Origin of the sequence: Saccharibacillus sacchari (assembly GCF_037722395.1) — a bacterium.
In the GTDB taxonomy this organism is placed as follows: domain Bacteria; phylum Bacillota; class Bacilli; order Paenibacillales; family Paenibacillaceae; genus Saccharibacillus; species Saccharibacillus sacchari_A.
Genome location: NZ_JBBKAR010000052.1, coordinates 19,994 through 31,326, shown reverse-complemented (window position 1 = coordinate 31,326; position 11,333 = coordinate 19,994). Strand labels below are relative to the sequence as shown.

The window sequence follows — 11,333 nt, the reverse complement described above, 5'->3', positions numbered from 1 at the left end:
GTCCTTTTTTATACGGAAAAAAGATCGGAATCCTTTATCAATCAGTCGATCAGCCCAACATGCCCAGCAATACGGGAGCGGCGGCCAACGTGAACAAAGCGGCCAGAATCATCGAGATGCTGGAGATCGTGCCCGTCAGCGGATTCAACTCGAACGCTTTTGAAGTCCCTGTTCCGTGCGCGCTCGTGCCGAACAGCACGCCGCGGGCAATATCGCCTTCGATGCGCAGCAGCTTCACGACGGAAGGACCCATCATGGCGCCGAGCAGACCCGTCATGATAACGAACACCGCCGTGATCGTAGGCACTCCGCCGATCATCTGCGAGACGTTCATCGCGATCGGCGTCGTCACCGAACGTGGCACGAGGCTACTGGCGAGTTCGCCGTTGAGGTGCATCATGCGGGCCAACATCGCCGAAGACAACATCGCCATCAACGAACCGAACAGGACGCTGGCGACGATCTCTCCCGCGTGTTTTTTGAGCGTTTGAAGATTTTTGTGCAGCGGAACCGCGAAAGCGATCGTAGCCGGTTGCAGCAGCTTGGACAACCAGACGCCGCCCGCGTTGTAGCTGTCGTAGGATGAATGCGTGGCAAGCAACAATGCGACCAGAATAATCGGCGTGACGAGCAGGGGCGAGAGAAAGACCCGGGGATATTTGCGATACACCCACTTGGCGGCATAGTAGATGACCAGGGTGGCGGTTAGATAGGTGACGATTTCGTTGATCATGAGGTCCGACTCTCCTTTCTTCTCGATAAAGCACCGGCCAGAAGACCCGAACTGACCATCACGATCAGTGTGCTCAGAATCACGACGGCCAATATGCGGATTCCGTCTTGCTCAAGCAGCGGAATATAGTTCATGACGCCGACGGCGGCGGGAATAAAAAACAACAACAGTTCGGCCAGCAGCCAGTTCGCGCCCAATTCGATCCATTCCAACTTGACGATGCGGAACTGAAGCAGCAGGAACAAAGCGAATATGCCCAAAATGCTGCCGGGAACCGGAAGGTGCATCCAGACCGCCAACGCGTTCATCAGCAGGGAAAACCCCATCAAGCCCGCAACCTGAATCGCGGCCAGCAGTACTTTTTTCATAAAAGGAAGCTCCTTTCCGAGTTATGGCGCAACAAGCGTCGACAGGCATTGGATGAAAATAAGCATAAAAAATTCTGTAAGTCGATCTCTGTATTGAAAATTTTACATCTCTTTCTTTCATGAGTAAAATGAATATAAAGAATGAAGATCATTCCTTTTGGTTATGATAAAAAGAAAGGACGGCGCCCCGCATGGATATTCGGCATCTGGCTTATTTTTTGGAAACGGCGCGGTTGAAAAGTTTTACGCGCGCGGCGGAATCGCTGTACGTCAGCCAACCGGCGATCAGCAAAGCGATCCGTCAGTTGGAGCAAGAATTGGGCGCGACGTTGTTCGACCGGATCGGCAAACGGATCGAGCTGACGGACGCGGGACGCGTGGTGATGGAGCAGGCGCAGGCGATCACCCAATCGTTTTCCAGCCTGTCGGCCAAACTCGGCGATCTGGCGGAACTGAAAAGCGGGCAGATTCGGATCGGGCTTCCGCCGATGGTCGGGTCGAGTTTTTTTCCGAAAGTGATCGGAGCATTCCACAACCGTTATCCGCACGTGACGCTTCAGGTGTTCGAAGACGGCGCCAAAAAGATCGAATCCGACGTCGCCGAAGGACAGCTCGATATCGGAGTGGTGGTATTGCCGCTGTCTTTTGACGTATTCGACTCGTTCCAGTTCGCCGAGGAGCGGCTGAATCTGATCGTTCCCGTATCGCACGACCTGGCGGGAGCGGCCAACGCGAGACTGGAACAATTGGCGCAGGAGAACTTCGTCTTTTTCCGGGAAGATTTCACGCTGCACGACCGCATCATCAACGAATGTCTGCAAGCCGGATTTCAGCCGCGGATCGTGTACGAAAGCTCGCAATGGGATTTGATCAGCGAGATGGTGGCGGCGGGGCTGGGCGTGGCGCTGCTGCCGGAAACGATCTGCCGCCAGGCGTCGGGCAAAGCGGTCAGCATCGTTCCGTTGGAGGAGCCTGCGATCTGGTGGCGGCTCGGCGTGATTTGGCGAAAAGACCGGTATCAATCGTATGCGGCACGCGAGTGGATTGCGTTTACGCGGGAATGGTTGGGCGGCACGCCGGTTTGAAGATCGAGGATGCACAGCAAAAACCGATGTCTCGGGATTTTTCCGAAAACATCGGTTTTTTTTGAGTTTCCGCCTGCCTTTTTAGCGTTTCTTTAGAATTGCTTTCTAAACTGGGCTTATCGGAAAAGGATTTCCGCAAAACAAGCCGCGAACGCAGCGAAGGAGAAGGATGCAGGATGGAACGGACAAAGGAAAAAATCACCGTTATTGCGCAAGCCGAATATCCGGTGGCGGAGATCGGCAATATCACCAAAAAGGTACGCGGCCGAACGCTGCTGAAAAACGTATCGTTTACCGTCGAATCAGGTGAGATTTGCGGGCTGCTGGGTCCGAACGGAGCGGGCAAAACGACGTTGATCCGCGCCCTTACCGGCCTGATTCGGCCCGATTCAGGAGATATCATTATCGGCGGGTGCAGCGTGGTGCGCGAACGGGAAGCGGCCGTGACGAACGTCGGAGCCATCGTGGAATCGCCGATCTTTTTTCCTTATATGACGGGACGCGAAAATCTGGAAAATCTGGCGCTGCTGCATCCGAATCTCCCGGATCGCGCGGCGCGGAAGCGGCGCGTGAACGAGGTGTTGGAAGTGGTGCGAATGGACAAGCGGGCCGACGAAAAGATCAAAACGTATTCGCTCGGCATGAAACAAAGACTCGGGATCGCGCAGGCGCTGCTGGGCGATCCCGAACTGCTGATTTTGGACGAACCGGCGAACGGGCTTGATCCGATAGGCATTCGCGAGTTGCGTGAACTGATCCTGAAGCTCAAGACCGAGTTCGGCAAAACGATCCTCGTATCCAGCCATCTGTTGGACGAGCTTCAAAAGATCTGCGACCGTATCGTCGTGATTCGGGAAGGGGAGCTTGTATTTGCCGGGAGCCGGAACGAGATGATCGGGGACCATCAGAGTCTGGAAGACGCTTTTGTGGAGATGATGACGCGATGAGCTTGCTCGTTAGGGAACAGGTGGACGGCATCGGCTTCGCCAGGATTCTGGAAGCGGAATGGAAGAGGTTATGGAAAAGGAGAGCGGTGCGCTGGATGGCATGGACCGCGCCGGTGGCGGCTCTGGTCTCGACCAAGTATCTGTTCTCCCAAAATACGACGCTTGATCCGGGCTTGCCCGAATATGCCACGGCGGGAAACGTACCGGTATTGGCTTTGGCCGAGATGCTGATTACCGTCTTCAGCGGCATGATGCTGATATTGGCCGGACTGTCGGTGACGGAGGAATACCGCAGCGGACAATTGCGCATGAGCATGCTGCGAGCCGTGTCGCTGCCGAAAATCATGATCGCCAAGTGGATATCGTGCCTGGTCTTTGTGCTCATTCAGCTTGCTTTGTATTTTCTTTGCACGGTTGCGATGGGACGCTTGGCGTTTCCGGATCCTGCGACATATCCTCTTTTTTATGACGCCGGAACGGTGTCTTACGCAGAAGGACTGCTGTACAATCTGGCTTATTACGGTTTGTCTGCCGTGGCGCTCGGAGTCCTGTTGGCGGTGTTTTTCTGGATCGCGGCATTGGGACGTTCGTCCACGGCGGCACTGGGGCTGGGCATCGGCTTTTTGCTTCTTTCTTACGTGCTGCCGATCATGTTGACCTATTTCCGGCCGTTGCTGGAAGCGAAAGTCTATCTGCGGTTGTATTTTTCGTCGCTGCTCATGATCGAATGGGAAGGCTTGGCCGCGATGCTGGCGAATCTGCACGGGCTTCAGTATTGGAATATAGGGATACTGGCCGGCTACGGTCTGTTGTTCGGCGGCACGACGGTATGGATCTGGAGAAGGAGGGATTCTTTTGAATAAGGTAAAAAAAGTCGGTACGGCCAACCTGCTCCGATGCGAACTGCAACGCGTATTCAAACGCAAACGGACCTGGGCGGTTCTGATCGTGTATGCGTTGGTTACTTTTTTGGAATGCGTGTTTCTGGCGTTGATGAATACGAGTTTCTACGACCTACAGCACAGCGTGGCGTTGGATTCGCTCAATGCGGCGCCTTTTCTGCTCAGGGAACTGGCGGTATTGATCAACTTCGTCGTCATTCCGATGCTGGCAGCAGACAGCTTCGGCGGCGACGTATCCTCGGGAGCGCTACGGCTTTCGCTGATTCGCCCTGTGTCGCGCGCCAAGCTGTTTGCGGTCAAATGGTTGGTGCTTGGCTTGATACTGGGCGGGCTGACGCTGTTCACCTGGCTGGTGGGCACGCTTTTCGCGCGGATTGCCATGTCCCCGGTCGATGAGACGGTGCTGATGGGAGCGGGGCAGGTAGGCAACCTGGGCGCGCTGGGCTTCACGCTGGGCTTTTACGGCCTTGCTTTTCTGGTGTTTTTGGCGTGGATCGGAGTCGGGGGAGTCGTGGCGCGCCTTCTTCCCAATCCCGTGCTGGCTTATATCGGGATGTTGGCCGTGATCGTCGGAGGACTGTACGTCTCGGACCGGTTTACTTTTCTGTTGTCGGTCTCGGATTCGATCTTCCATTTCCTCGGCGGAACGGAAAGCGCGGACGCTTCGTTGGGATGGATGCTCTGCATCTTGCTTACGGGCTGCGCTATAATGGGCACATGGAGCTGGCGGCGCAGGGAATGGATGCAATAAACGGCAAAGGGATCGGCAACAAGGCGGCAGCGAAAAAGACAGTATGACAAGAAAGCGAGGAGGATGCGGACATGGCGGAGACGGTGCTGCTGGTCGATGACGAGCGCGATATCGTGTCGTTCATGCGCGATGCGCTGGAGGACGAAGGCTACGAGGTGTTGTGCGCCTACAGCGGTGAACAAGCGCTCACGCTGCTTCCGCGCAAGCCCGACGTCGTCGTGCTTGATGTGATGATGCCGGGCATGGACGGCTATGAACTATGCGTGGCTATTCGGGAAGAAGCGTCTTGTCCGATCTTGTTCGTCAGCGCCCGGCGTTCCGAAGAAGACCGGGTACGGGGGCTGCTGGCGGGCGGCGACGATTATTTGGTCAAACCGTTCGGGTTGCGCGAGTTCAAAACGAGGATTTATGCGCATTTGCGCCGGCAGAAAAGGGATCGCGGCGCCAACGACCGTTTTTTGCGCTTCGGCAGTCTGGCTATTGACGCGCGCGGGCGGGAGTTACGGGTCGGCGATATGGAAATCCCTCTCACCGCGCGCGAATTCGATATCTTGCTGTTTCTGGCTTTGCATCCTTCGCAGGCGTTCGCCAGAGAAGACATCTACGAGCGGGTCTGGGGACTGGAGGCGGACGGCGATTCGGCTACAGTGACGGAACATGTCAAAAAGATCCGGGCCAAAATCGGCGGCGTCGAAGCCGAGTTGAACCCGATCGGAACCGTGTGGGGGGTCGGGTACAAGTGGCAGGCCTAAACGGCGATAAGCGCCGAAGCGACGAACCGCAAGCCGGAATCAAGCTGAAAAGCAGGCGATTCTTTCCCGGCGCCGGACCGAAAGAGCGCCCGTTGAAAGTCCTGATCGGACGCACCTTTTATCGGACGTTGCTGCTTAGCGTAGTGGCAACGGTGCTGACGTGGTCGCTGGGCGTGACCGGATTGGTTCTATGGGGGCAAGCGCTTCGTCCGGCGAATTATTACGAAAATCTGATTCCGGAAATCGCTTCGCGCATTCAGGCGTTGAAGTATCCGGTTACGGCGGCTTCGCAAGCCGAAGTGCAGCGCATCGTACCGGGCGAAGGTCTCGGCTATGCCGTGTTCGACACGTCGGGAAAACAGGTGTACGGCTCGTTCTCGCTGGGTCCGGCCTATGCGATCGACAATGCGGCAGACTTGTTGGACCGGCTGAACCGTCCGATTGCGACAGAAGGGTATTACGTGCACTATAAGCCGCTGATCGGGCCGGACGGGAACTTTGCGGGCGCCGTCGCTTTGCGTTACAAGCTCACGGTCGCTTCGTCCAACCCTTCGAACAGCATGCCAATCGTGCTTGGCGGCCTGCTGTTGGCGGCGGCGCCTTTTATTTATTTGTACGGGTTTGCCGTGTGGGGCGGCCGCAAGTTGAGCCGCCGCTTGGAAGAACCGTTCGGACGGTTGATCGAAGGGACGGAGAAAATTCGCGAGCATGACCTGGATTTTTCGTTGATGCGCGGCGGCACGGGCGTACGCGAGTTGAATCAGTTGCTGGTTGCTTTCGAACAGATGCGCGAGGCGCTGGAAGAAGCGCTGCGGCGCGAATGGGAATCGGAGCGTGAAAGACGGGACATGATCGCGGCCGTGGCCCACGATCTGGGTACGCCGCTTAGCGTGATTCGCGGCCATGCGGAGTTGCTGGCAGAAGATGCGGGCAAGCGGCCTGAACGCGTCGCGCGTTACGCCGGAACGATTGTGGACGCGGCGGATCGTTCGATCCGGCTGACCGAAGACTTGTCGGCGGCCAGCCGGTTGGAGCATCCCGGTTTCGTTCTTAACCCGGAACCGATCGACTTGGAAGCGGTTGTGCGTGCCAAAGCGCAAGAATATGCTTTTTTATGCCGCAAACGCCAGGCGACGTTCGTGTTGAACGTCAAAGATGTACGCGGAAACGACAAACGCCGCTTGCTGGCGCTTGACCCTCACCGGATCAATCGGGTGCTGGACAATCTCGTCAACAATGCTTTGCGTTATTCGCCGGAAAACGGCGTGATCGCGCTAGACGTCAATATCGGATACGGCGAGGCCGGGTTCGAAGTGCGAGACGACGGTCCGGGCTTCGAGGAAGCGGGCGGAGGGCGGATCTTCGAAAAGTTTTACCGCGAAGAATCCGCCCGGCCTTCCGATGCCGAACACCGGAACGGCGGCGCACACTCGGGACTGGGCTTGTTCATCGCCCGAACCATCGTGCGCAAGCACGGAGGAGAGATCGCCGCGTACAACCGCCCGGAAGGCGGGGCGGTCGTACGGTTTTCCGTCGCGGAGTTGACGGATTTGACCTTGACGTCGACGGAAAAGGCCGATCTGACGGCTATCGACCGGCATGACCAATACCGATAAAGATACCGATAAACTCAAACGCGAACTCGGAAGCTTTGTGCAGGCAGTTTAAAAAATAAATGCAGATGTACACTTATTTTTTTCGAATTTTGGTTTCGGGAATAAATAAGTGCTCAGGTGCAATTAATTTTCGGTTTTTGCTTGTATTACTGCGTTACCTTGTCCAATAGTTGCATCTGCGCACTTATTTTCGGATTTGCCCAAAAGAAGCACGAAATAATTGCATATATGCACTTATTTCGCGCTCGCCGCAGCAACCCGAGAAATTGATTATAAAATGGTCGAAGCAGCGGACTGCTACCCGTACTGACCGATTTCGTATCCTTATTCGTATCTGTGGCTTGTTCCAGGAAACCCCAGGAAGATCCGAGTCTATATGTGGTTGGAAAAAACGCGAAAAAAACTGCTCTGAACCGATTTCGGTCTTGGAGCAGCTTTTTTCCGTAAAAGGTTGTGTCCCATACAGATTTTTTTGCAGAGCGTTGCCTTGCAAAGATCGGCGTCTGCGTAATGCTTATTCTTGCGTTTCCGCTTCCGGCCGATCCGGCTGCTGGCGTACGTAACTGCTCGACAATCCGAACAGTTCCAGCATCCGGTTATATTGATCCTCGGTTACGCCCGACGACGCGGTGCCGCCTTTTTTCAGCGGGTAATACGTGCCGTCTTCGTAGCCCGTGCCGGGAATGAACAGCGTATCGCCGGTGATCAGCGAACCCGACGGCCAGTAGTAGCGTTCCGGGATCATGTTCTCGCTCTGGTTAAGCAGATCCTGGCCGAAGTGGAGATGGTCGTCCAGCGAGACGCCCAACAGATTCGCGGCGGTCGGCAGAATATCGACCTGCGCGCCGAGCTGCGTCTGAACGTTCTCTGCCTTCACGCCCGATCCGAGGATCATGAACGGGATATTCGGCATATCGCTGTACGTATAATCGTGACCGAAGATTTCTTTGGCCAGTTCCAGGTCGTGCTCGTCCATCGAATGCAGCGGCAGACCCAGATGGTCGCCGTACAGCATCAGCAGGCTGTCGTCCCATAGCCCTTTGGCTTTTAATTCGTCGATCAGCAGCCCGAGGCAGTAATCCGCGTAGTTTTGCGCGCGGATATAATCGCCGACGAGCGTGTCCTCATACCGTTCCGGCAACGTCATCTTGTACTTTTCTTCCGGAATGGTGAACGGATGGTGCGCGCTCATGGAGATGATCTGAGCGTAAAAAGGCTGATCGGACTTGTCCATTTTTTGCAGTTCGTCAGTCGTTTTGGCATACAGCACTTCGTCGGACGAACCGAAAAACAGCGTGTCGTCCGTGCCGAAAAACGATTTGTCGTAATACTTGTCGAACCCGAGCGCCGCGTACAGCTGGTTCCGGTTCCAGAAGCTGACGTCGTTCGTATGGAACGTCGCCGTAGTGTAACCGTTTTGCTCCAGCAGCTTCGGCAAGCTTGGCAGTTCTTTTTCCCCATAGGCGATAACGGAAGCTTTGCGCGGCGGGATATAGAAGGACGTATTCACGGTGAACTCGGCGTCCGACGTATTGCCTTGCCCCGCGCTTTGGTAAAAGTTCGGGAAATACAGCCCTTCTTCCGTCAGCTTGTTCAGGTTCGGCGTGATTTCCTGACCGTCGATCTTGAGGCCGACCATGAAGTTCTGAAGCGACTCCATTTGCAGGATAATCAAGTTTTTGCCTTTGGCCGCGCCGTAGTAGGCAGGGTTTTCCGGCTCGGTTATGCCTTTGAGCTGGTCGATCCGTTCCTGCGAAATCTCGTCGAGCGGAACCGGGTCGTCTTCGCGATCCGTCAGCAGCGTGTAGGCTTCGTAGTTCAGGATGCCCATTTTCTCGGCTTTGACGACCTCGTTCATGCTGGCGCGGTTCGGCCATACGTTCATGGTGCACAGCACGAGCGAGAGAATCAGCACGCTGCCGAGCGCCCGGCGGCTCATGCGGTGATGCACGACGCTTTGCCGCCAACTGCGCGCTTTTTTGCTCATGAAGAACCAGACGCTCAGCACGATAATGTCGGTAAAGATCAACAGATACTGCGGCGACATCAGGGAGAATACGCTGTCGCTCACTTCGACGGCTTGGCGTCCTTGATCGAGCGCGTGGTAATTGACTACGACGCCGTAGTATTTGAAATAGATGATCGCCGTGAAAAAGAGTCCGGTAACCAGCAGGTTGGTGACCATATACCATAGCAGCTTGCGTTTGGTCGCCAGCCATTCCAGCAGGCAGAACAGAATCCACAGGAACGGGATCTCCGTCAGCAGCGGCCCCCAAAAAGGCGTGTCTTCGAAAATAGGGCCCCAGGCGATATAGCCTTTGACCAACAGGATCAGAGTGAACAGAACGAAAGGTTGGGTCAGCAAAGACCTCCAATTTTTTATCGGCTCCACGGTGCAAAGCTCCTTTTCTTTATACTGTCGGGTAACGAATATAAAGGGCTCGGCGGGGGTTCCCCGGCCGAAAAACCTATTATATAGGGATAAACGTTTTGGCGCGGTTTGCCCCATTTTTTGGGACAAACGCGATAAATCCTTAGCTATTATGCTCCTGGCCGCAAAAGATGTCAAAATCGTTTCCGATTTGTTCGGAATTTGCTCAAAAAGCTGGCGATTCCAGCCGATAGAAGTTAAAATATCGTTAGAATAGTAGCTTGTCTCAAATAAATTGCAGGTTTACGTTCGTTTGAAACCATTCATTAACCTGAGACAAGCTAATGGTATCTTGTCGACTCTCGATCAGAAAATTACGTTTGATCGTCATCCGTCTTCGTCAAGCGCTTCCGATCGCACTCATGCGTCGTTTCGTGCCGTTTCGTTTATGAAGATAAAGAATCGGTGCAAGGCGCCGTACTTCAAGGAGGGAATCATGAAAAGAACGCTTTTCAGCCTGCTCGCAGCCTCGACTTTAGTAATGACCCTGCCCGCCGTCGCGGGTGCGGCTCCCGGCAAAGTCGATCGTCCCGTCAATCTCCGATCGGCTCCGTCGGCTTCCGAGGGCAGCGTATACCGCACTTTGCAGCCGGGCACCAAGCTCGAAGTGCTGGATGAATCCAACACATACTGGCTTAAAGTCCAAGTGGCAGGCAAAACCGGCTACGTGTCTTCTTCTTACGTGACGTACACCAAAGACACGTCTTCCGCCGCGTCGACCAAAGCCGCTTCTTCGTCGACGACGCAATCCGGCTCTTCTTCGAGCGCGGCCGCTTCGTCGTCGGTCAAGCAGGCGTCCGCGCCGGCGTCTTCTGCGGCTGCTGCTACCGTGAAGCCGGCCGTATTGCCTGCCGCAAGCCCAACCGTCGCCGCAGGCAGCGGCATCGTCACGAAAAACGTCAATTTCCGCTCCGAACCGGTAACGGGCAGCGACGTATACCGCGTGCTGGCAGCGGGCGAATCGTTTACCGCGGTGGAATTGTCCAATTCCGCCTGGCTGAAAATTACGGACGCAAGCGGCGTGACCGGGTATGTCTCGACCGGCTATGTCACGTATACGCTTGCAGGCGTGACTTCGACGCCTCCGTCCGCGACGGACATACCGGTCACGACGCCCGATCCCGCGATCGTCGTTCCTTCGCCGCAGCCGGAACTTTCCGTTCCCGCGCCGTCGGATGTGCCGAGCGGCACGGCGATCACGCCGGATACCGCCGACCGCGTTATCCAAAACGCGTTGGATCTTCAAGGCATCACCCGCTACGGATTCGGCAAAAGCGAAGCGCCGGTCTTGTTCGACTGCTCTTCGTTCACCCGCTATGTATTCGGCCTTGAAGGCGTGAGCCTGCCGTTCGGAACCGCGTATCAGAAAGACATCGGCATCGCGGTCGACAAAAACCAATGGCAAAAAGGGGACTTGCTGTTCTTCTGGAGCAGCGTGCCGGGCCTGATCGGCCACGTCGGCATCTATGACGGCAACGGCAATCTGGTACATAACAGTGCCAGCAAAGACGGAGTCGCCGTTTCTCCGCTTGATCTCAAATACTGGCAGGATCATTACGTATCCGCAAGACGCGTACTTCAATAATCGCAAACCTGGGTTGGTGTAATCAACTTCGGTCATTTCAGGCGGCTTTCGCTTTTGCAGCGAAGGTCGCTTTTTTGTATGGGCGAAGTTCGGAACATCGGGTATCGGCTATAATAAGATAGACGTGCCGAAAAGCTTTTTCGTCTGCACAAAAACAAAAAAA

The 11,333-nt window shown here is 55.4% G+C and carries 10 protein-coding genes; 7 read left to right on the top strand and 3 right to left on the bottom strand.

The genetic code is table 11. The annotated features are described in order from the left end of the window. Window positions 1-49 precede the first annotated feature (49 nt). Window positions 50-733 (bottom strand): CidB/LrgB family autolysis modulator, encoded by a 684-nt coding sequence (locus WKI47_RS20210; protein ID WP_340228988.1) that lies wholly within the window; start codon window positions 731-733, stop codon window positions 50-52. Next, window positions 730-1,101, bottom strand: a complete 372-nt coding sequence (locus WKI47_RS20205) for a CidA/LrgA family holin-like protein (protein WP_340228987.1) — start codon at window positions 1,099-1,101, stop codon at window positions 730-732. The genes WKI47_RS20210 and WKI47_RS20205 overlap by 4 nt, the downstream gene beginning before the upstream one ends. 191 nt (window positions 1,102-1,292) lie before the next feature. On the opposite strand from WKI47_RS20205, the gene cidR reads away from it, so the two are divergent. The 6 genes from cidR (at window position 1,293) to WKI47_RS20175 (ending at window position 7,154) form a co-directional block, all read left to right on the top strand. Then, window positions 1,293-2,186 (top strand): cidABC operon transcriptional activator CidR, encoded by an 894-nt coding sequence (gene cidR / locus WKI47_RS20200; protein ID WP_340228986.1) that lies wholly within the window; start codon window positions 1,293-1,295, stop codon window positions 2,184-2,186. Window positions 2,187-2,362: 176 nt separating this feature from the next. Continuing rightward, complete coding sequence (locus WKI47_RS20195) at window positions 2,363-3,133, top strand: ABC transporter ATP-binding protein (protein WP_340228985.1); 771 nt, start codon at window positions 2,363-2,365, stop codon at window positions 3,131-3,133. After that, window positions 3,130-3,996 carry an ABC transporter permease subunit gene (locus WKI47_RS20190; RefSeq protein ID WP_340228984.1) on the top strand — a complete coding sequence of 289 codons (867 nt, stop codon included), beginning with the start codon at window positions 3,130-3,132 and terminating at the stop codon, window positions 3,994-3,996. Before WKI47_RS20195 ends, WKI47_RS20190 begins: the two co-directional genes overlap by 4 nt. Further along, window positions 3,989-4,786: an ABC transporter permease gene (locus WKI47_RS20185; protein ID WP_340228983.1), complete on the top strand. Its 798-nt coding sequence runs from the start codon at window positions 3,989-3,991 to the stop codon at window positions 4,784-4,786. The genes WKI47_RS20190 and WKI47_RS20185 overlap by 8 nt, the downstream gene beginning before the upstream one ends. 71 nt (window positions 4,787-4,857) lie before the next feature. After that, window positions 4,858-5,538 carry a response regulator transcription factor gene (locus WKI47_RS20180; protein WP_340228982.1) on the top strand — a complete coding sequence of 227 codons (681 nt, stop codon included), beginning with the start codon at window positions 4,858-4,860 and terminating at the stop codon, window positions 5,536-5,538. Beyond that, window positions 5,526-7,154 carry a HAMP domain-containing sensor histidine kinase gene (locus WKI47_RS20175; RefSeq protein WP_340228981.1) on the top strand — a complete coding sequence of 543 codons (1,629 nt, stop codon included), beginning with the start codon at window positions 5,526-5,528 and terminating at the stop codon, window positions 7,152-7,154. The genes WKI47_RS20180 and WKI47_RS20175 overlap by 13 nt, the downstream gene beginning before the upstream one ends. A 514-nt stretch (window positions 7,155-7,668) precedes the next feature. On the opposite strand, the gene WKI47_RS20170 is transcribed toward WKI47_RS20175, so the two are convergent. Then, on the bottom strand, window positions 7,669-9,546 hold the full coding sequence (locus WKI47_RS20170; protein ID WP_340228980.1) for an LTA synthase family protein: 1,878 nt from the start codon (window positions 9,544-9,546) through the stop codon (window positions 7,669-7,671). A gap of 475 nt (window positions 9,547-10,021) precedes the next feature. Here WKI47_RS20170 and WKI47_RS20165 point away from each other — a divergent pair, with 475 nt between their 5' ends. Further along, window positions 10,022-11,170, top strand: a complete 1,149-nt coding sequence (locus WKI47_RS20165; protein ID WP_340228979.1) for an SH3 domain-containing C40 family peptidase — start codon at window positions 10,022-10,024, stop codon at window positions 11,168-11,170. Window positions 11,171-11,333 lie beyond the last annotated feature (163 nt).